Genomic DNA, 17,008 nt, shown 5'->3' with positions numbered 1-17,008 from the left:
GTACACCATTTATATATTATTTATCTTCATTAGGCAGAATCGCTTCTACTCTTTTGTATTTACTTAAAATATCATTGCTTAATTGATTTCTAGAGTCATTAAAGTCTTGCAAAGTTCCCGAAGGATTTAGCGCTAAACCAATATACTCTTCCGAATAAGTATACATATCTAAAATTTCATCATAAACTTTTTCGTAATCAGACGGCGGATTATTTAGTTCATTAATTTTACTTTTTATTTTCTTAGACTTTTCTTCTATTTCTTCTAGTTCTCCAGTTTCTGTGTAATATGAAACCATAGAGTAAATATTAGTTGAAAAGTCATCTGTTATAAAGTCTCCATAACTAATTACAAAATGTTCCATCACAGTACCTTCATCTAATCCAGTTTGGGCAACCATGTCTTCAATTGGGATTGCACCCTTACTTTTTATGCTGTAGCTCCAAATAGATGCATATTGATTTAATAGGCTCTCTGCTTTAGAAGAATTTTCCAAAATATCATCAGCAACTTCTTGAATGTTTGTCTTATATTCTTCTGCAGCTTTATTGCCACAGCCAACTAAAGTAAGCGAACTAATTAATATAATTAAAAATAAAAACGTTCTTTTCAAATTACTCCCCCTTTTCTTTCTGGCTCTGTTTGAATTTAATATAATCATACAATTCTTCGAAGTCTTTTGCAGTCCAGGACTTTATATCATTAAACATTAAATCGGCATCTGGAAATTCTGTTGCTATTTTATTCATGATAGCAGTTCTTCTTAATTCCTCGTTATCTACATTGTTGACTATATCATGACCTAGCAAATAATCAGTTGTTACATTATATAAGTTAGCTAATTCAACTAACATTTCAGGGTCCGGTGATCTCGTTCCGTTTTCATAACCGGATAATGTATTGCTCCTTATCCCTAGTTTATCAGCAACGAACTTTTGCAAGTAACCATTTTTCTCTCTTAAGTTTTTTAATCTATTCGATAAATTAGAATTGTTCATCCTTAAAACCCTCTCAATATATACCGTTATGACCGCATTGTATCGCAAAAGGAGATTTTTTAATTAAAATATCGCAAAAAGTGATAAAAATAGTTGACAATCACAAAATGCGATGTTATATTATATTCAAGACATCGCAAAACGCGACTTAAAGCGAGGTGAAAAAATGATTAACAACAAGAAAATAACAAATAATTTAAAATCATTGAGAGAAGAACGAGGGCTAAAACAAAAGTTTATAGCTGAAAAACTTGGGATAACCGCAAACTACTACTCTCAAATTGAAAACGGGCATAGACCACCACAGATAGAGCATCTTTTGATTTTACGTGATCTATTTAATGTTAGTCTAGATGAAATTTTTTTTAAAAATGAAATCGCGAATTGCGATTCAAAACAAGCTATCTAAACCATCGCAATCGCATCCAACTATCAATATCTAACCGAGCGGAGCATGCCAAGACGGACCATTTGAATCCCGAGCAGCGCCAATAGGTAACGCCAAGACGTTAGGTGCTGATAGTTGGGTGTGATAAGTAACGCGATATATAAAAACAGGAGGTATTCAAATGAATCAATTAACTAAAATGTTCGACGACCAGAATCTTACAATTATCGAAAATGAAGGTGAACCTAAATTCTTATTAAAAGATTTATGCAGCATTTTAGGTTTAGGTCATGTAGCGACAGTCAGAAGACGTTTGGAAGAGGATGTGGTTTCAAAACACCCCCTTAAAACCGTAGGCGGAACGCAACAAGCAACATTCGTAAACGAAGATGGTTTATATGACGTCATTCTTGATAGCCGAAAACCAGAAGCAAAGAAATTTCGAAAATGGATAACGTCAGATGTAATTCCGTCAATCCGAAAACACGGAGCTTACATGACACCCGAAACAATTGAACAAGCTCTACTAAATCCAGACACCATCATTAAATTAGCAACAAATTTAAAAGAAGAGCAAACCAAGCGTATTGCAGCAGAAAAAACAATTGAAAAACAGCAACCATTAGTAACATTCGCTGAAACTTGTATGACTTCCGAAAAGAGTTTGCTGGTTAGAGAGTTAGCTAAACTCTGTACGAAACAAGGCATCGTCACCGGTGAAAAAAGACTATGGCAAACACTAAGAGACTGGGGTCTAGTTTTTAAAAATAAAAATGAACCATATCAAGAATACGTTGAACGCGGATACTTTGAAGTATCTCAAGGTGTTAAAGAGACATCAAAAGGATCATTCACCTGGTTAACAATGCGAGTGAAACCAAAAGGCCAAGTTTACATTATCAATCGTCTTAAAAAAGAAAATGAACAATTAAAGGCGGTGAAGTAAATGAACACAGACAAGAAATTAGATTTATTGTTTTGGGATTGTCATTCATCAATCAACATCGAATACAGCACTTCTACGGAATTATACACGATAGCAGTAACAGAGTTTGAAATCGACCAAGAGAACTCTACAAAGCATGAAACAAACCTCAAGGAATCAAGCGTTACTGAAATTTATGTAAGTGCTAGTGAAATCGATTCGCTGATAAACGCACTTCAATATATAAGGCAACAACCGGAGGAGGTTATTTAAATGCAACCCACAACAATGACATCACAAGAAGCTGCCGACTATATCGGCGTCCATGTAAACACGCTTAGAAAATACGTACACGAGAATGAATTGCCGGTCCTTAAATTTCCTGGCAGACGTAAATGGATTTTCCGAAAAGATTTAATTGATGACTGGATCGAGCGCCGTTCTACTCCTGAGATTATTAATCCACCCGAGGATTTTCAAAGGGATTACGGCAAGCTCCGTATCCTGTCACCATGATTCAAGCAATCTAACAGCCTAGCAAAACAACCAACTGAGGGAAGCTGGTAATTACATTATAGGACATGCAGCAATGACTTACTGTGCAACCTCTGCAATTGTGCATACAGTGCACGTTATAGGGAGGTGAAGGATATGGAAATAGGCGCAAAGCTTAAGAAAATGAGGAGGGGAGCTGGTATCAGCCAACAGTTAATGGCTGATCTCCTCCATATATCCCGGAGCAATGTATCAAGATTAGAAAACGAAAACATCGAACTAAAAGCAGTTGACTTAATTAAATGGTGCAAGATTACCAACAACCCGGACATGTTAATGGTTTTATACGCAAGCATAGATGTTACATCAACATTAGTAAACTCTGGAGCAATGGCACTTATTACAGGATTTATAACAACATTAGGAGGGATTTTATGAACTTTGAAGAGCATTTTTTAGAGAGGGATCAAGAGACAGCAGAAGCATCATTTACCAACTTATTATCAAATCTCGAATCGATTAGTCGTTATAGAAAACTGAAAGATAAAACAGGCGAAAGTATTGCACAAAGAAATCTGATGAATGAATTATCTAATTTAAACAGATTGGCAGTGCGGAAAGTTGAGTCACAACAAATGTATTTACACCACTTATTAACTCAGCCACAAGGATGGTTTAAGTAATGAGAAGAAAGATTGTTGACTATTTCATTGGAGAACCAGAAGAAATTACATTATCCCAAGAAATAACATTCTACGGAATCATGAGCAGTCCAATATTACTTTTTATTATCATATTGATTTTAGTTTAGGAGGGATGAAATGAGAGCCTATATAAAGATGTGGGACAAAGAGTTTTTAATCGAAGCGATTGGTTGGCTCCAATTCGGACCAGGAATATCCCACGTTTCTTTTACTGACGAATCCGGAAATTACTTAACTGTTTACTCTGATGTTTTGCCTGTTAAGGATGGCGAGAAAAGCGCCAATTTAGATAGTGCCGTTTATTGGAAAGAAAAATAACCCGTGTTGGCGCACGAGTTATCGATTAGAACCATATCAAAACCTAATTACATTTTAACATGAATCAAACGGGAAGGCTAGTCTTTCCTGCAGTGGACAAGAACGCTTATTCCCTCCCAAATAAGCAAAAAACAGTCTGTTCTTGTCTGCTGCAGGGGTGATTATCCCTAATACATAGGAAAGGAGGTAGAAAAGAGATGACGAACTCTTATAGCGCTGTTCTGGATGAACGATTATTGAAAAGAATGTATATCGAATTAGGAAAAACGGATAAGGAAATAGCGAGTTTTTTCAATATAGATCGAACGACGGTTGTTCATGCCAGAAAAGAATATGGAATAAAAACGAGACTCACAACCGGAAGAGTAGGGGAGTTATCAGCGATTCAAAAGATTAGAGAACTCGGAAACGAACTTGAAGATATGAAAGAGAACAACAAATTGAGTGATTTTGATTTACTAGTAAATTATCAAATTAAGGTCGAGGTTATCGCTGCTAATATGCACGATGGCAGATATAGATTTTCTTTATCAGAACAAGAACAAAATGGGATGGCCATTTCTGAAACTAGAATCAAATTAAACAACGGCCGCACTAAAAAGCTCTTTAATAAGACTTGCGATTTCATAGTTTTCGTTGGGATTGATAAACGGGGCAATAGTAACTTTTGGGTAATCCCCTCAAGTGATATCCCTTTGAAGTTACAAACTCTTACAATATCGCCCACCGGAAAATACTCCAAGTATTCAAATCGATGGGATTATTTTAGAGAATAACATGCAGAAGGAGTTGAGAGAACATGTTGCAACACCCAACAATCGAACGGATTGAGCGCACAGGTTATCCGTTTAGTGACAGACGTGAAGAATGGGGCACCGATGGCTTAAACAATGAAGTTTATAGCGGTGACGAGATTATTGAGTTTATGGATGATTTTTATCTACTGGACGAGCTGTCGGCAGATGCAATCGAAATATTGGAACAACATGGCGGGCAGCACAAAATCGCAAAATAAGGAGGATGGAAAAGTGGGAGAAATTCAGTGTTTCAAAATTAAAAAAGGATCAGAGTTCGATGATGAAGTGAAAAAGCACTTTGAGTTAGCGGATAAATGGGCGAACGTTTTTCCACGAGTGAGTAAACTGTTGGGCGAGAAAATAACAAGCATGGTATTAACAACAGATAACTTAATTATTGATTTAGACGAAATTCAAGATGATAGTACCAAAAAGTTGTTTAAAAAGGATGGCGCTTTGAAACAAAACCTAAAAGAATCTAATCGCATTAGAAAAGAGTATCAAGAAATTATTGATGAAGAAGGATTGAAAGAATACCAAGAACTTCGGTATATCAATTTTTCATTCGGCGTTATGCGTAGGCGTGGAGAAAGCTTGACTAGTTTTAGGACTTCTGAAAATGAGATTTATTACGAAGCTGACTTTGATTTAGAAGGACGAGCTAAAAGTTCGGTTGTTCCTATTTCCCAAATAGAATACCAAGAAAAATATTTGGAAGAACTTAAAAAGAAGGATGAATTAATTTGATTTGTTCAGATTTAATCAAAACATAAAAACGCCCAGGTAAATGGGCACTAGGAAGTTATCTTTCATCGCTACTTAAATTATAAATGATAACTTCCTAGATTACAAGAGGAGCTTAAATATGGCTAAAAATTATTACGTTTCTCGTTACGAAATGCATCGTGATGGCGGATTTAATCCACTCGAAGCATTTGGAGTCGTTGCATCCGGTATTGCGGTCCACGGAACCTTAGAGGACCTAAAGGAGTTGGATGCACATTTCCAACATGATTCTTCAAAACATATAGGGAAAATATTAAACAAAACGGAGGAATTTAATTATGAATCAATTACAAAATCAGTATCAGCAGTCTAATGAAAATACAGGAGTTACTGCGCACTCAACGGCAAGTCGAGAAATGGAAGAAGTAAAGGGCCAGATTTTCATGGCCCGTCAGTTTCCGAGGAATGTATTTCAGTCAGAGCAACGCATTTTAGATAACTGTAAACGTCCGGCGTTAGCTCAAGTGGCGGTATATAGCTACCCAAGAGGTGGCACTAAGGTTGAAGGTCCATCCATTAGGTTAGCGGAGGTTTTAGCGCAAAATTGGGGTAATCTTGCGTTTGGTGTAAAGGAATTAGAACAGCGCCCGGGTGAATCAGTTGCTATGGCATACGCTTGGGACCTTGAAACAAACGTTAGGCAAGAAAAGGTATTCACTGTACCGCACTCACGAAAAGCTAAAGGTTCAATTAAAAAACTTGATGATCCACGCGATATTTATGAGTTAGTCGCCAACAACGGAGCTAGAAGATTACGAGCTTGCATCTTGGGTATTATCCCCGGAGACATTGTAGATAAGGCGGTAGAAGAGTGTAATGAGACTATGCGGGGTGGAAATAAAGGTCCTATCAAAGACAGAATAGCGAAATCATTACAGTTATTTAAAGAAAAATACGGAGTCACACAAGAACAGATTGAAGAACGCATTGGATATAACTCAGATGCATTTACCGAATACGATTTAACGGAATTAGGTAAAATTTTCACTTCGCTTAAAGACGGTATGTCAAAAGCTGACGACTGGTTCTCGACAGAGGTTAAAAAGAAGCAAGAATCCAAGCTCACAGAAGCATTTAAAGAAGATAAGACCAAAGATACTAAGAAGGATGAAAAACCACAGGAAAAGCCTAAAAACGAGGATGTGAAGACGGATGACGAACCAAGCATTGATGACCCTGAACAGCGAGAATTATTATTCGAGGAAATCAAATAAACAGTATATGTCTGTCTCCCAATTTAGAGAGTTTGAAGAGTGTGAATCTGCAGCGATGGCGTATCTAAATGGAGACATTGAAAAAGAACCGACTGGCCCTATGTTGGTCGGTTCTTACACACACGCAGCGTTTGAATCAGATGAAGTATTTAATCAGTTTTTAGAAGAGAACAATAGCATCATTTTTAAAAAGAACGGCAGCAAGTACGCAGATTATGATCAGGCGGATAAGATGATTGAAACACTTAAAAATGATAAGTTTGCAAGCTTTGCTTTAAGTGGAGAAAAGGAACGGATATTCACTGCTAACTTATTCGGTGTCGATTGGAAATGTAAGGTTGACAACATCAATCATGAAAATCAATTCTTCTCTGATTTAAAGACCACCCAGAACATCTATAAGCGTGAATGGAGCGAGAAATATGACAGCTGGGTATCTTTTATCGAGAAGTGGGATTACGTCCTCCAGATGGCTATATACCGCAAAATTATCGAGCGGAATACAGGTCAACTCTACACGCCTTATATCGTGGCAGTTAGCAAAGAAAAAATACCGAATAAAGCAGTTGTTTATTTTGATGAAAGTCGCTTTGATTTTGAATATGAATACGCAGAAATGAAGTTGCAGCGGATTATCGAAGTTAAGAATGGCGAGGTTGATCCAGTTGCTTGTGGCAAGTGTGATTATTGCAAGAGTACAAAGAAATTGAACGGAACGATTGAGGTCGGTGAGTTGATTCATGTATAACCAATCAAATGTCAGATTGCCGGAATGGATGTTTGAAGTCGCACGTGACAAAGAACATCTAACGCAGCTGATTGTTGACTATATTAATAAGCTTTATCCGGGTTACAGGGTTATAAAAGTTAGAGGTCGGTTTGCGGTTTGTGATGTAGGTAGATAAAGAGTATAGGCGCATTAAACAGTTAGTGGCTGATTATATGCGCCTATATTTCAAATATAGATTAATTATCACTAGATTCGTTGTTGTCTAAGTGTTTCTCTAAAACAAATTCAATTTCCTTTGCAACGGATCTTTTATTCTTTTCTGCCTGCTCTTTAATTTGTTCAAACACCTTTTCGTCCATCCGCAAAGTAAAACGTTTTGTTTCGTTCGTCATAACTAATCACCTCTTCAAGTCTTTGTGATGATATTATGTGTCAATTATACACCAAAGGTTTACTAAAATAAATCTTATGTGCAATAAAAGAACGGTTGACGTCACATTGATGACGTGTTACAATAAAATTAAGGAGTTGACGTCATAATGAATAAAAACGACACCAACATTAAAAGGTTAACGGTTCGTATTAATAAAGATCTCAATGAGCGAATTGAAAATGAAGCCATCAATTTAGGTTTAACAAAAAACGGATTCATATCAATGGTTCTTCATAAGGAGTTTAAGAAAAAGGAAATAAAGTAATGGGGTGACATTGTGGCTAGACCAAATAAGCAAGGTATTGATTATTTCTCTTTAGATGTGCACCTGGACGATAAGTTTAAATTCATTGAAATCAAATACGATTTAGAGGGTTTTGCCATCATTATCAAATTGTTGCAAAAAATTTACTCAATCGGTTATTGGTATCAATGGACAGAGGATGAAGCTTTATTATTTTCGGATGAAATTAGAGCAGATTATGAGTTAGTAAATAACGTTGTAAATGAAGCAATCGATAGAAATGTTTTTGATAAAACATTATATGAGAAGTATAAAATACTTACTTCCAAGGGCATCCAAAAGAGATACCAGGAAGCGGTAAAAAGGCGTAAGGATGTCCAAATAGTCGAGGAATATCTAGTTATTGATAACAATTTCGGAGTAAATGTAAACATTAACTCACAAGCAACAAGGGTTAATGAAAGCAAAAGTACACAAAGTAAAGTAAAAGAAACTAAAGTAAAGAATACTAAAGAAAAGAGTTCCTCCCGTTCCAAATTAAAATTTGAAACGCACCACATGAAATTAGCGGAATTGCTTTTTAAAAATATCAAAGAGAACAACCCAAATGCTAAAGAACCAAATCTTGAGTCCTGGGCAAACACATTTAGGTTAATGATGGAAAGCCCTAAAGAAAAACGACTCGGTAAAGAAATACAAGACTTAATCTTATGGTCACAGCAACATCATTTTTGGTACAAAAACATTTTATCTGCGGACAAGCTAAGAAAACAGTTTGATAGATTGCTGTTGGAAATGAAGGATGAACAGAAAAAGCCAGTTAAAAACAACGTAATACAAATACCAAACTATGGCGGTGATCGCAATGTCGATGGAAAAGGCAATGAACAACATTCTAAGTCGGGCAGGGATGTCCAACTCTTCAAGTAAGCCAGATCCTGTTAAATGTAAACTTTGCGGAAAAGATAAGCCGCAAATGGAAATAAAACATCCGTTCAAAAATGAAATGAGGTGGGTCCATTGTGCCTGTCCATGCGAAATAGAACAAATGGAAGAATTTAAGAGGAATCAAGAAGCGCATGCAAGACGTATCCGTATTAACAAGGTCCTCAAGCTTAGCAGCTCCATGGAGGACATAAAAAATATGACATTTGATAATTACAAAATGCGAAAAGGCGCTGAAAACTCTTATAAAGAAATCCTTGATGCGGTCAAGAACTTTGACGAACGCAAGAAACATGGAGTATTTATCTTCGGAGAAACAGGCAACGGAAAAAGTCATTTAACTGCAGCTGGCGGTAATGAGTTAATCAATCAGGGATATGCAGTGATTTATATAACGGAGAAAGACTTGTTTAGTAGATTGGCAGCAACAAAGAATTTTAAAAACGAAGAATCGTTTCAAGAGATTATGGGAGCTTGCTTGGATGCAGATCTATTAATATGGGACGACTTCATGAGTAGCCAGTATTTAAGGGACGAAGAAAAGGACTGGATATTCCAAATAATAAACGGTCGTGAACGTGCAAATAAGCCGATTTGGGCAACATCAAATATTACTCCAAAGGAATTTCAAAGCGATGAAATAGCGTACAAGCTAGATGATAAAGGGCGTACTTGGTGGCGGATATTAGGCAACATGAACTGTATTTTCAACAAAGCATCTAACTATCGGAAATCAAAAGCAATGGCCAGAGCAATGGGAATCAGCATTGAAGAATACGAAAACGGAGAGGGGCAGCAGTTATGAACCTATGCACCAGATGCGGAAGAAAGTTAAAGGATGCAAAGAGCATTAAACGTGAATTTGGTCCGGTTTGCTATAAAAAATATCAAAAAGAACTTGAGGAGATTGGCACCGAGGATAATCAGATTACGATTGATGAAGTGGAGGAAACGGTATGAAGTCAGTAATGGTTTTTGATTCAAAGGATTCGCAGCAAGAAACAGAACGGAAATGGTTGCAGTGGTTTGAGGATACTAGGCCGCATAAAAGTGCGGTTGGTGATAAGGCGGTAATGACTGCAGAAGAAACACGCGCTTATATGCGAAAGTATGATGTCGGATGAATACGGCGGACGTTCATAGAGCGCCACTTTTGAAAGAAAAAAGAATGCGGGATTATGAATTTGTGCTGGAAGATTTAGAGTTAGCATTTCCTAAGCAGCAACTTGAAGAAATAACCGATCAGTGGAATAAGGGAGCGGAGCTGGATTACATCGCTAAGAAATACAAAAGGCAGTCGGATGAAATATTTTTAGCGCTGTTCCATCAAGCGAGGAATGGAAAGATAGAGCGACCATTTGCTTATCGAAAATAGGGGTGATTACATGTATTCAAAAATCCAAGAATAATACATGACCGATTACATCAGAGAACAACTATCTAAATACGGTTACAGAGATACGGAAGGCAAATCAAGAAAAGAACTCACAACGAATTAGCAAGATTACGAGCAATGGAGATTAATATTAACGCTCCGGAAAATAGTTACTTTTAGGGGGATAATCATGGATGAAAATTTAGCAAAACACATCTACCACCCGTTTTATAAAAAGGTAGACAAGCTTGTGGATGATGTAAGGCTGATGCAGTTAAGAAAAGGCGCTGAAAAATATCCAGAGCCATTCACTCCAAGTAGCTGGACTGGAAAAGAATTAGCAATACATGCGCTACAGGAGTTGAGGGACGGACAGGTTTACGTAGTTGGGATGTTGGAACGGATTGAGGAGTTGGAGAAGGATAACAAGCGTTATCGTGAAGCGCTACAGGAAATCAAGAACAAAGCTAAGGACGACTATTTTAAAACTGACATTTATATTTTGGCAGATGAAGCATTGGAGGGTGAATCTGAATGAAGGCTTATAAAGTATGGAATATACACAACCATGAAGGCTACCAAGACATAGTTTTTGCCGAATCGTCTAAAGAAGCAAAGAAACAGGGCAGCAGACTGGATAATTGCTCAGATGCGGAATGGATAGATTTAAGAGTTAATAGAGTTCCATATTTAGATGGCATGGAGAATCGGACATTAGAAGAAATAATGTATGTGGCTTTGCAAAATGGTTGGTGGTTTGAATTGGGAGATAAAAGATATTACGAGGACGACCTCGAAGAAGTTGTTGCGGATGGAGTCGTAACACCAGTGGAGCAATCATGATAACTAAAATCAAATTCAAATTAAGTATAGAAAACAAAAACAGATGCAAGCCTAGTAATTTTGATGGGCGGTTGAGTGATTACTGGCAGTCAATGCATAGCAGCATGTTTAGGAAGTGGTGATTGCATGAACAGAATATCCGTCTTTGCTTACAACGAAAACGACAAAACTAGCCCGAGTATTGCTTACAAAGGATATTTTGATGGTCAAGAGTTTATTCCAAAATTGGGTTATTGCAACTCACTTGAGGAACTATACGAATACGATTACGTTCAGTTGTTTGGAAATAAAGGGTGTCAACAGCATAGTCCGAAAAGATTTAATAAGGATTTAATAAAAAGTATGAAAAGATCCTATGCAAAAGTTTATGGGTATGAAGATCAGATGGAATTATTTTAGAAAGTGGTGAACGCAGTGAAATACCACGAAGCCAAAAGACAGCTGCAGCACGCTTTAAAACATCAGCAGACGATTAGTATTAAAAAGTTGAATGAAATCTTGCAATCTATGAATTTTAGCTTTGAAGGCGCACAGGATGAAGAAACCCAGTATCTCAAAGGTGAGATTAAGAAGTTAACTAAACAGTTGCGGAAAAATAGGAGTGATGGGAATGGAAAAGGTAAAGGTTACAAAAGAACAAGCGAAAGGTTTGAATCAAATCACAACACCACAATCGGCGGTTAAGGAGCATGTGGGTAATTGGCAAATGGGTAATAGACTTAATGATTTGACGTTAGATGAATTAATCAGAGCCCTATACATCGGCTATGAAGTAGAACCGGAGTTTAAAGTTGGGGATTGGATCATTGACAAGTCTGTCAATAAAATTGGAAAAATCACAGAAAATATAAACGGTAGAGATATTTATAACGACGGAAGGGAAATCTCATATAGTTTACTTGTCGATGTCCGCCACGCCACACCATCCGAAATAGCAGAAGAAAAAGAGCGGAGATTTTGGGCAAGGTATGATAGAGATGTGTGGGAGTTAAGAAAAGGAGACGTACTGCATGACGAAATGCACGGTGACACAATTGTGGTCAGCGTAGTGAATTCTCAAAATGATATGACGGCGGTTTTTTATGCGGATGATTATATGTATTTGAGCGACATAAAGAAATATTTCAAAGTTGCGGTATTCTCCAAAGACAGATTGGACGTGAAAACAAATGAGTGACTATTTACGAGGTCACCAAATAGAAAAGGTAAACGATCAATACATCTATTCAGACACCAAAGAACCTACAGCAGGAAACGAACGAGATTGCGGGCATTGTGGATTAGCAAATACGCCAGAAGGGCATGACGGGTGTTTAGGCACTTTGCCAGGTGTAATGAATGCTTGCTGTGGTCATGGCCATCAAGAAGCATATGTACAGTTTGAAAATGGAGTCATTATTCGAGGGAGGTTTGAGCGATGAGTGAACGGCTGGAAAAGATAAAAGAAATAAATGGCGTAGTCAATCATAATAATCCTGCTTGGCGAGAAGAGATAGAATGGCTTATCAATCGCGTGGTGGAATTGGAAAAGGAAAATAAAAGATTGATGGAAATATACTGCGATATTTGAAAGGAGAATCCCCATGAAACCCAAACCGTGGACGATGAAAGAAATCAAGTATCTTAAGGAAAATTACAAGCATATGAGAATCAGTGACTTGGCCGACAAGTTAGGAAGAACTTATGGCTCCATCCATAGTCAAAGGCAAAAGATGGGATTAACAAAAGAATACGACAAGCGAGAGTATGCACTGTATAAAAATGATGACTTGCTGCATATCGGATCAATGGAAGAATTGGCAAAGTTTCGTGGTGTAAGGAAAGAAACAATCCAATATTATGCCACTCCTGCATATCGAAGAAGAATAGAAAAAAGAAATAATCCAGGTAGTGGGATAACGCTTATAAGGTTGGATGATGACATTGCCTAAGAAAAAGAAATATACATCATGGCGCTGCAAAGACTGTGAAATTGATTACTTTGTAACAAGCGCAGTAACACACACTACTCACTGCCCACAATGTGGAGATAATCTATTTACAGAATCAATCAAAGTAGTTTGGTTGGAAAGGCCGTTCAATTACAAAAGGCCATGGTCTGAGGAAGAAAGAGAAATAATCGAGTCTGGATTACATCTCGGAAAAACATACCGAGAAATATCACAAGAATTAGATGGTAGGACGGAAAATGCAGTTAGGAGACAAATACAGCAACTTAGGAGCAAGGGAATGCTATCAATTTAAGCCACAGAGAAGCTTTATAGATTAGTTAGACTAAATGTACGTATTTTAGTGAAGTTCGCTGTAAAAGGCTAATTTAAGAGGATGGGAGAGTGTAGTAAATGGCTAGATTGAAATTTGAACTATGGAAAGATGATTGGTGCAAGAAAGAGCGTGGAATAATGGCTACTTTCACTGATGGAAAAGGACGCCCTTCGACTCATTGGTTTTCAAGCCCCAGTACATCCATTAACCATGCGGATCTTATGTATTTACAAGGTAAATTTGGCAACGTAAGAACAGAACGCCACGCTGAATTTATAAGAGAGCAATACGCTGAACAATTAAAGCAGTTTCCAGAGTTTTTATGAAACGGAGGTTTGATCCATGACTCCACGCTGGATAACCCAAAGAAACTATAAAAACAGCACGCACGAAACGCTGCAGGTCATTGAAATTTACGCTGTCGGTGAAAATAAAGAGTTAGTTAAAAAGGAAAATGAAAAATGGACACACCGCAGGGAATTGGTGTTGGTGGAGAAATAGGAGGATGAATATGAATGCAGTTGAATCTCTAAACGAACAAATTGCATTAAAAAGCATTATAAATCATGCGTTACAGGTATTTCCTAAGTCTTTTATCAATCATAACAACGAAATTATCTTGGAGCCCAGAAACAACGTTTATTTTAGATTAGATGGCATTGAATCAGAACTGGATTTCAAATGTAAAATGTTCGCTTGGCTATCAAGGCCAATTGCGAAAGGGTTAAACAGATATTGGTCATCAAAGTTGTTAAAAAGTTTCAATGAGTTGTTAAATACTCATTTTACAAAAGATGAAATGGATCAAATCTATGATCGTTTAGGAAATGATGTGAACAGAGAACTAACCATCCAATTTATTAAATCAAACTATGATTCGTTTATTTTAGAACGCGAATAATTATTAAAGGAGATTAACCAATGAAAAAAATAACAGTAACCAATCCACAGCCTGGCATTTACTATATTTGGACTCATGGAAAGAAATTAAAATATATTGTCAAATAACGTTGTAGCTTTAATGAAAAACGGAATAAAGGAGACTAACTAATGAAGCGGAAGTATATCGAAATGAAACTAGCAATCGTTGAAAAAGAAATCGAGAAATTAGAATCGAAGGAAAATAGCGTATCAGTTAATTTAAGGGAACAAAAGAAAAAGCAATGGCAACTAATCGAGCAATTAGAAACACTGGAGGAGATTAACCAATGAATCTTACAAAGTTATTTGAAAAGCAACAGGAATTAGATGCACGTATTCTTTTAGAAAAAGGATTAGTAGGACAGGATTTGCTAGATAAAAAGATTCTAGCGCTGCAGGTGGAGTTGGGTGAGCTTGCTAATGAGTGGAGAGGGTTTAAGTTTTGGAAGGTGGATAATGAGCCGAGAACATGTGTAATCAATAAAGATGGAGAAACCGCAAACCAGTATTACACTAACCCACTCCTAGAAGAATACGTTGATTGCCTGCACTTTATATTGAGTATTGGGAATGATTTGAAATGTGAATTAGAAGAATTAGAGCCTGGTCACTTCCCGACAATTTCGGAAACGCTTATAAATTTAATTCGAGATCCAGCTGAATTGAAATATGATGTGAGAGACGGAATATACGAAGAGTTCATAGTGACTTACACAGATATGTTTGAACTGTTTCTAGGTTTGGGAAGTCAATTAGGATTCACTTGGGAACAAATAGAACAAGCGTACTTCGATAAAAACAAGATTAATCATGAACGGCAAAATAACGGCTATTAGGAGGAGTAATTCATGTGTAAAGGAACTATAAACGGTGAAGATGTGTTCATTGTGAAGAAAGATGATATGCATGATTCGATAAAACATCACTACAGTCGAGATAACATCTCTGTAGATAAGTGCATCGGCGAAGAAATACAATACCTTTTGCAAAATGGCGTAGCGACACTAGGACATTCTTGTTGTGGTCACGGCAAGACGCACGCACAAGCGATTATTTACCCAGAATACCAACTGCAAGCGAGATTATTGGGATACAAAGTAGTCACTGACAGGCATCCGAATTGGGAAAAAGGCAGATATGAGACTTTCATTTATTTAAAGAGTGGGACACAAAACAAAGGATTATTCTAGGAGGTCTAACCATGAGCATGCAAGCGACCAACAAACAAAATGAATTGCCAGTTAGGCGGCGCCAGAATGAATTGATAAACAACTTACACAAGCGCGGTGTTCTCCATTCAGATGGAAGAAGCTTAGAATCGCTCACACCGGAAGAATTAGAGAACTTAAACATCGAGGTAATGAATGATTATGCTAGAGCTTATTTTGGAGGTGATTGAGTGATAAGTTTTGTTATTCCGGGGATTCCAATTCCCCAAGGACGTCCTAGAGCCGGGAGAAACGGCAGAAAAATAGTCATGTATGACCCGAAAGAATCTAAGGACTATAAAGAATATGTTTCTCTTATCGCAAAACAACATGCTCCAAAAACAGCGTTAGAAGGACCGTTAAGCGTTCGAGTGAAGATTTATAGGGAAATACCTAAGTCAACAACGAAAAAGGACAGAGCGCTCATATCTGAGGGGAATAAGCGCCCTATCACTAAGCCAGATACCGATAACTACGTAAAATCAGTTCTGGATGCCTTAAACGGTATCATTTTCAAGGATGACTCACAAGTGACAGATTTATACGCAAGTAAATTTTATTCAGATGATCCAAGGGTTGAGGTCCATGTTCAGGAGATTGATATTTTTGGAGTAGTCGATGATATCTAACAATATAGCAAAATAATCAATAAAAAAGCCGGGGCGCATCTCCCCGGCAAAACAACTCTATTTGACTATCTTAATTATACCATACTGAGGGGTTGGTAACTATGAATAGTCAACAATTAGAAAACTGGGCAGACCAGTTATTAGCAGAATACGATGAAGGCCGAAAAGACTTGAAAGTCATGAAAAACAATCTAACTGATGATTTTCCGGTAGATCAGCAGGATAAATCAAAAATCAACAGCATGGTGGATAGCATGTCGTATTCTATTCAGTGGATGGAGACGGGCAGGAATCCCGATTCTTATCGCGGCGTAGATAAAAGAGATAAATATCGCGCTAAGTTTTATGATGATATGGATATACTGCCGGATATCAATGAGGAGCTAAGGAAAGAGCGGGAATCTTTGTATATGAGTCAAGAACAAAGAACAGCATTAATGCAGCTTTTCCGTAATTTTTCGGATAGAGAAAGACAATGCTACATTATGTATGAAGCTGAAAATTTAAGTATGAGTAAAATAGCCGATAAATTAGGCGTTACTAAGGCGGCTGTGCAAAGCTATATTAACCGGGCGAGAAAAAAAGTGGAAGATATTGCTTCTTAATTCATGCCATACGTTTTGCTATACGAAGTTTCCGCTGGTAGAAGGGTTTAGAGCACTAATTAAAATTAGAATTACTGAATAAAGACCGAGAGGTCTAATCTGATTAAGCACTATAAAGATTATATAGAAGAGCATCCTTTGTGGGTGCTCTTTTTAATATCTAATACGGAGGTGCGAGGTTGATG

The 17,008-nt window shown here is 37.3% G+C and carries 41 protein-coding genes; 38 read left to right on the top strand and 3 right to left on the bottom strand.

The annotated features are described in order from the left end of the window. Positions 1 to 16 precede the first annotated feature (16 nt). Both NST93_RS08615 and NST93_RS08610 read right to left on the bottom strand, forming a co-directional pair. A complete protein-coding gene (locus NST93_RS08615) occupies positions 17 to 613 on the bottom strand; it encodes a lipoprotein (protein WP_405103154.1) in 597 nt (198 codons plus the stop codon). Position 614: 1 nt separating this feature from the next. Beyond that, positions 615 to 998, bottom strand: a complete 384-nt coding sequence (locus NST93_RS08610; RefSeq protein WP_405103152.1) for a helix-turn-helix domain-containing protein — start codon at positions 996 to 998, stop codon at positions 615 to 617. A gap of 166 nt (positions 999 to 1,164) precedes the next feature. On the opposite strand from NST93_RS08610, the gene NST93_RS08605 reads away from it, so the two are divergent. From NST93_RS08605 to NST93_RS08540, 14 genes are all read left to right on the top strand, one after another. After that, positions 1,165 to 1,407: a helix-turn-helix domain-containing protein gene (locus tag NST93_RS08605; RefSeq protein WP_405103150.1), complete on the top strand. Its 243-nt coding sequence runs from the start codon at positions 1,165 to 1,167 to the stop codon at positions 1,405 to 1,407. 160 nt (positions 1,408 to 1,567) lie between these two features. Continuing rightward, a complete protein-coding gene (locus tag NST93_RS08600; protein ID WP_405103148.1) occupies positions 1,568 to 2,332 on the top strand; it encodes a phage antirepressor KilAC domain-containing protein in 765 nt (254 codons plus the stop codon). Beyond that, positions 2,333 to 2,584 carry a hypothetical protein gene (locus NST93_RS08595; RefSeq protein WP_405103146.1) on the top strand — a complete coding sequence of 84 codons (252 nt, stop codon included), beginning with the start codon at positions 2,333 to 2,335 and terminating at the stop codon, positions 2,582 to 2,584. Further along, entirely contained in the window at positions 2,585 to 2,827 is a 243-nt protein-coding gene (locus tag NST93_RS08590; protein WP_405103144.1) for a helix-turn-helix domain-containing protein, read from the top strand. A 135-nt stretch (positions 2,828 to 2,962) separates the two neighbouring features. After that, positions 2,963 to 3,244, top strand: a complete 282-nt coding sequence (locus tag NST93_RS08585; protein ID WP_405103142.1) for a helix-turn-helix transcriptional regulator — start codon at positions 2,963 to 2,965, stop codon at positions 3,242 to 3,244. Beyond that, positions 3,241 to 3,489, top strand: coding sequence for a hypothetical protein (locus NST93_RS08580; RefSeq protein ID WP_405103140.1), 249 nt, complete (start codon positions 3,241 to 3,243; stop codon positions 3,487 to 3,489). The genes NST93_RS08585 and NST93_RS08580 overlap by 4 nt, the downstream gene beginning before the upstream one ends. Then, the gene (locus tag NST93_RS08575; protein ID WP_405103138.1) at positions 3,489 to 3,617 is read left to right on the top strand and encodes a hypothetical protein; all 129 of its coding nucleotides are present in this window, start codon (positions 3,489 to 3,491) and stop codon (positions 3,615 to 3,617) included. The genes NST93_RS08580 and NST93_RS08575 overlap by 1 nt, the downstream gene beginning before the upstream one ends. A gap of 10 nt (positions 3,618 to 3,627) precedes the next feature. Continuing rightward, positions 3,628 to 3,828 carry a hypothetical protein gene (locus NST93_RS08570; RefSeq protein WP_405103136.1) on the top strand — a complete coding sequence of 67 codons (201 nt, stop codon included), beginning with the start codon at positions 3,628 to 3,630 and terminating at the stop codon, positions 3,826 to 3,828. 197 nt (positions 3,829 to 4,025) lie between these two features. Then, entirely contained in the window at positions 4,026 to 4,604 is a 579-nt protein-coding gene (locus tag NST93_RS08565; protein WP_405103134.1) for a hypothetical protein, read from the top strand. Between the two features lie 23 nt (positions 4,605 to 4,627). Continuing rightward, a complete protein-coding gene (locus tag NST93_RS08560; RefSeq protein ID WP_405103133.1) occupies positions 4,628 to 4,843 on the top strand; it encodes a hypothetical protein in 216 nt (71 codons plus the stop codon). 13 nt (positions 4,844 to 4,856) lie between these two features. Continuing rightward, entirely contained in the window at positions 4,857 to 5,372 is a 516-nt protein-coding gene (locus NST93_RS08555; RefSeq protein WP_405103131.1) for a hypothetical protein, read from the top strand. Positions 5,373 to 5,490: 118 nt separating this feature from the next. Continuing rightward, positions 5,491 to 5,724, top strand: coding sequence for a hypothetical protein (locus NST93_RS08550; RefSeq protein WP_405103130.1), 234 nt, complete (start codon positions 5,491 to 5,493; stop codon positions 5,722 to 5,724). Then, entirely contained in the window at positions 5,690 to 6,625 is a 936-nt protein-coding gene (locus NST93_RS08545; protein WP_405103128.1) for a hypothetical protein, read from the top strand. The genes NST93_RS08550 and NST93_RS08545 overlap by 35 nt, the downstream gene beginning before the upstream one ends. Next, positions 6,564 to 7,373 carry a PD-(D/E)XK nuclease-like domain-containing protein gene (locus NST93_RS08540; RefSeq protein ID WP_405103127.1) on the top strand — a complete coding sequence of 270 codons (810 nt, stop codon included), beginning with the start codon at positions 6,564 to 6,566 and terminating at the stop codon, positions 7,371 to 7,373. Before NST93_RS08545 ends, NST93_RS08540 begins: the two co-directional genes overlap by 62 nt. A gap of 218 nt (positions 7,374 to 7,591) precedes the next feature. Here NST93_RS08540 and NST93_RS08535 read toward each other — a convergent pair whose 3' ends face one another. Beyond that, the gene (locus NST93_RS08535; RefSeq protein WP_405103126.1) at positions 7,592 to 7,747 is read right to left on the bottom strand and encodes a DUF6364 family protein; all 156 of its coding nucleotides are present in this window, start codon (positions 7,745 to 7,747) and stop codon (positions 7,592 to 7,594) included. A gap of 147 nt (positions 7,748 to 7,894) precedes the next feature. Between NST93_RS08535 and NST93_RS08530 the strand changes: the two genes are divergently transcribed. From NST93_RS08530 to NST93_RS08415, 24 genes are all read left to right on the top strand, one after another. After that, entirely contained in the window at positions 7,895 to 8,053 is a 159-nt protein-coding gene (locus NST93_RS08530) for a toxin-antitoxin system HicB family antitoxin (RefSeq protein WP_405103125.1), read from the top strand. 12 nt (positions 8,054 to 8,065) lie between these two features. Next, positions 8,066 to 8,962, top strand: a complete 897-nt coding sequence (locus NST93_RS08525; RefSeq protein WP_405103123.1) for a DUF4373 domain-containing protein — start codon at positions 8,066 to 8,068, stop codon at positions 8,960 to 8,962. Then, positions 8,898 to 9,782 carry an ATP-binding protein gene (locus tag NST93_RS08520; RefSeq protein WP_405103121.1) on the top strand — a complete coding sequence of 295 codons (885 nt, stop codon included), beginning with the start codon at positions 8,898 to 8,900 and terminating at the stop codon, positions 9,780 to 9,782. Before NST93_RS08525 ends, NST93_RS08520 begins: the two co-directional genes overlap by 65 nt. After that, a complete protein-coding gene (locus NST93_RS08515; protein WP_405103119.1) occupies positions 9,779 to 9,937 on the top strand; it encodes a DUF6011 domain-containing protein in 159 nt (52 codons plus the stop codon). Before NST93_RS08520 ends, NST93_RS08515 begins: the two co-directional genes overlap by 4 nt. Further along, positions 9,934 to 10,101 (top strand): hypothetical protein, encoded by a 168-nt coding sequence (locus NST93_RS08510; protein ID WP_405103117.1) that lies wholly within the window; start codon positions 9,934 to 9,936, stop codon positions 10,099 to 10,101. Before NST93_RS08515 ends, NST93_RS08510 begins: the two co-directional genes overlap by 4 nt. 29 nt (positions 10,102 to 10,130) lie before the next feature. Then, positions 10,131 to 10,352, top strand: a complete 222-nt coding sequence (locus NST93_RS08505) for a hypothetical protein (protein WP_405103115.1) — start codon at positions 10,131 to 10,133, stop codon at positions 10,350 to 10,352. Between the two features lie 190 nt (positions 10,353 to 10,542). After that, the gene (locus NST93_RS08500) at positions 10,543 to 10,890 is read left to right on the top strand and encodes a hypothetical protein (protein WP_405103113.1); all 348 of its coding nucleotides are present in this window, start codon (positions 10,543 to 10,545) and stop codon (positions 10,888 to 10,890) included. Continuing rightward, positions 10,887 to 11,195 (top strand): hypothetical protein, encoded by a 309-nt coding sequence (locus NST93_RS08495; RefSeq protein ID WP_405103111.1) that lies wholly within the window; start codon positions 10,887 to 10,889, stop codon positions 11,193 to 11,195. Before NST93_RS08500 ends, NST93_RS08495 begins: the two co-directional genes overlap by 4 nt. Before the next feature lie 75 nt (positions 11,196 to 11,270). Next, positions 11,271 to 11,594 carry a hypothetical protein gene (locus NST93_RS08490; RefSeq protein WP_405103108.1) on the top strand — a complete coding sequence of 108 codons (324 nt, stop codon included), beginning with the start codon at positions 11,271 to 11,273 and terminating at the stop codon, positions 11,592 to 11,594. A 15-nt stretch (positions 11,595 to 11,609) separates the two neighbouring features. Beyond that, positions 11,610 to 11,879 (top strand): hypothetical protein, encoded by a 270-nt coding sequence (locus NST93_RS08485; protein ID WP_405103107.1) that lies wholly within the window; start codon positions 11,610 to 11,612, stop codon positions 11,877 to 11,879. Next, complete coding sequence (locus NST93_RS08480; protein ID WP_405103105.1) at positions 11,806 to 12,372, top strand: hypothetical protein; 567 nt, start codon at positions 11,806 to 11,808, stop codon at positions 12,370 to 12,372. Before NST93_RS08485 ends, NST93_RS08480 begins: the two co-directional genes overlap by 74 nt. Next, positions 12,365 to 12,616 carry a hypothetical protein gene (locus NST93_RS08475; RefSeq protein ID WP_405103103.1) on the top strand — a complete coding sequence of 84 codons (252 nt, stop codon included), beginning with the start codon at positions 12,365 to 12,367 and terminating at the stop codon, positions 12,614 to 12,616. The genes NST93_RS08480 and NST93_RS08475 overlap by 8 nt, the downstream gene beginning before the upstream one ends. Then, on the top strand, positions 12,613 to 12,765 hold the full coding sequence (locus NST93_RS08470; protein WP_405103101.1) for a hypothetical protein: 153 nt from the start codon (positions 12,613 to 12,615) through the stop codon (positions 12,763 to 12,765). Before NST93_RS08475 ends, NST93_RS08470 begins: the two co-directional genes overlap by 4 nt. Before the next feature lie 13 nt (positions 12,766 to 12,778). After that, the gene (locus NST93_RS08465) at positions 12,779 to 13,126 is read left to right on the top strand and encodes a MerR family transcriptional regulator (RefSeq protein WP_405103099.1); all 348 of its coding nucleotides are present in this window, start codon (positions 12,779 to 12,781) and stop codon (positions 13,124 to 13,126) included. Next, positions 13,119 to 13,439 (top strand): Myb-like DNA-binding domain-containing protein, encoded by a 321-nt coding sequence (locus NST93_RS08460; RefSeq protein ID WP_405103097.1) that lies wholly within the window; start codon positions 13,119 to 13,121, stop codon positions 13,437 to 13,439. The genes NST93_RS08465 and NST93_RS08460 overlap by 8 nt, the downstream gene beginning before the upstream one ends. Before the next feature lie 98 nt (positions 13,440 to 13,537). Next, complete coding sequence (locus NST93_RS08455) at positions 13,538 to 13,786, top strand: hypothetical protein (protein WP_405103095.1); 249 nt, start codon at positions 13,538 to 13,540, stop codon at positions 13,784 to 13,786. Between the two features lie 16 nt (positions 13,787 to 13,802). Further along, positions 13,803 to 13,961, top strand: coding sequence for a hypothetical protein (locus tag NST93_RS08450; RefSeq protein WP_405103093.1), 159 nt, complete (start codon positions 13,803 to 13,805; stop codon positions 13,959 to 13,961). 10 nt (positions 13,962 to 13,971) lie between these two features. Then, the gene (locus NST93_RS08445; protein ID WP_405103091.1) at positions 13,972 to 14,361 is read left to right on the top strand and encodes a hypothetical protein; all 390 of its coding nucleotides are present in this window, start codon (positions 13,972 to 13,974) and stop codon (positions 14,359 to 14,361) included. Between the two features lie 149 nt (positions 14,362 to 14,510). After that, positions 14,511 to 14,672: a hypothetical protein gene (locus tag NST93_RS08440; RefSeq protein ID WP_405103089.1), complete on the top strand. Its 162-nt coding sequence runs from the start codon at positions 14,511 to 14,513 to the stop codon at positions 14,670 to 14,672. Beyond that, entirely contained in the window at positions 14,669 to 15,217 is a 549-nt protein-coding gene (locus tag NST93_RS08435) for a dUTP diphosphatase (RefSeq protein WP_405103087.1), read from the top strand. The genes NST93_RS08440 and NST93_RS08435 overlap by 4 nt, the downstream gene beginning before the upstream one ends. A 12-nt stretch (positions 15,218 to 15,229) precedes the next feature. Continuing rightward, complete coding sequence (locus NST93_RS08430) at positions 15,230 to 15,571, top strand: hypothetical protein (RefSeq protein ID WP_405103085.1); 342 nt, start codon at positions 15,230 to 15,232, stop codon at positions 15,569 to 15,571. Positions 15,572 to 15,582: 11 nt separating this feature from the next. Continuing rightward, a complete protein-coding gene (locus tag NST93_RS08425; protein ID WP_405103083.1) occupies positions 15,583 to 15,780 on the top strand; it encodes a Fur-regulated basic protein FbpA in 198 nt (65 codons plus the stop codon). Beyond that, the gene (locus NST93_RS08420) at positions 15,781 to 16,218 is read left to right on the top strand and encodes a RusA family crossover junction endodeoxyribonuclease (RefSeq protein ID WP_405103081.1); all 438 of its coding nucleotides are present in this window, start codon (positions 15,781 to 15,783) and stop codon (positions 16,216 to 16,218) included. A gap of 101 nt (positions 16,219 to 16,319) precedes the next feature. After that, on the top strand, positions 16,320 to 16,823 hold the full coding sequence (locus NST93_RS08415) for a sigma factor-like helix-turn-helix DNA-binding protein (protein WP_405103079.1): 504 nt from the start codon (positions 16,320 to 16,322) through the stop codon (positions 16,821 to 16,823). Positions 16,824 to 17,008 lie beyond the last annotated feature (185 nt).

The organism is Oceanobacillus sp. FSL H7-0719 (genome assembly GCF_045040795.1).
Classification (GTDB): domain Bacteria; phylum Bacillota; class Bacilli; order Bacillales; family Amphibacillaceae; genus Oceanobacillus.
This window is presented reverse-complemented; position numbering and strand designations above follow the sequence as displayed.